This window comes from Aneurinibacillus migulanus, from assembly GCF_001274715.1.
Classification (GTDB): domain Bacteria; phylum Bacillota; class Bacilli; order Aneurinibacillales; family Aneurinibacillaceae; genus Aneurinibacillus; species Aneurinibacillus migulanus.
Genome location: NZ_LGUG01000027.1, coordinates 1 through 534, shown reverse-complemented (window position 1 = coordinate 534; position 534 = coordinate 1). Strand labels below are relative to the sequence as shown.

Annotated in this window: 2 protein-coding genes; both read right to left on the bottom strand. The window is 38.4% G+C overall.

Annotated features, from left to right (window positions below; all coding sequences use genetic code 11):
* On the bottom strand, positions 1 to 249 hold a 249-nt coding region (locus AF333_RS31385; RefSeq protein ID WP_043065165.1), incomplete at its 3' end, for a DUF2812 domain-containing protein.
* Positions 236 to 534, bottom strand: a 299-nt coding sequence (locus AF333_RS31380; protein ID WP_080787663.1) for a PadR family transcriptional regulator, incomplete at its 5' end; no start/stop codon positions are given. The genes AF333_RS31380 and AF333_RS31385, both read right to left, overlap by 14 nt.

The following is a 534-nucleotide window of genomic DNA, read 5'->3' as shown; positions in this document are numbered from 1 at the left end:
AGAACTAAATCGGCTGCCAGCAATATGTTTCCAGCCGAACTCTTCATATAGCTCGATGTATGTTTCTAACTTTTCCTTTGTCAAATGTCTTTGGAAGTCTAATTTAATGACCTGATTCGTATCCGTCGTTTTTTGGAATTGATAATAGCCTAGCGAACTTTTTTTAACCAGTTCATAGCCTTTTTTCAGTTGCTCATTAAGCCAAGCTTCCTCTTTACGGATATCGACAAACAACTTAAATTTCTTCATTTATATTTCCCCCTTTGTAAACATCGATGATATGCTGCATTCTTTGCATATCCAGCTGTAAAATTTCTCTTCCTTTGTCCGTTAAAACATAGACTTTTCTTCGAGCATCCTCCGTTTCGACACGTTCAATCAGTTTATGCTTCATTAAGTTTTCAATCGCTCCGTATAAAGTTCCAGCAGCAATCCGTACGTCACCGTCACTCATTTCCTCGACCTTTTGCATAATGACATAGCCGTGTGCAGGCTCTTGCAATGCCAACATAATGTAACTCATTGTTTCGGTTA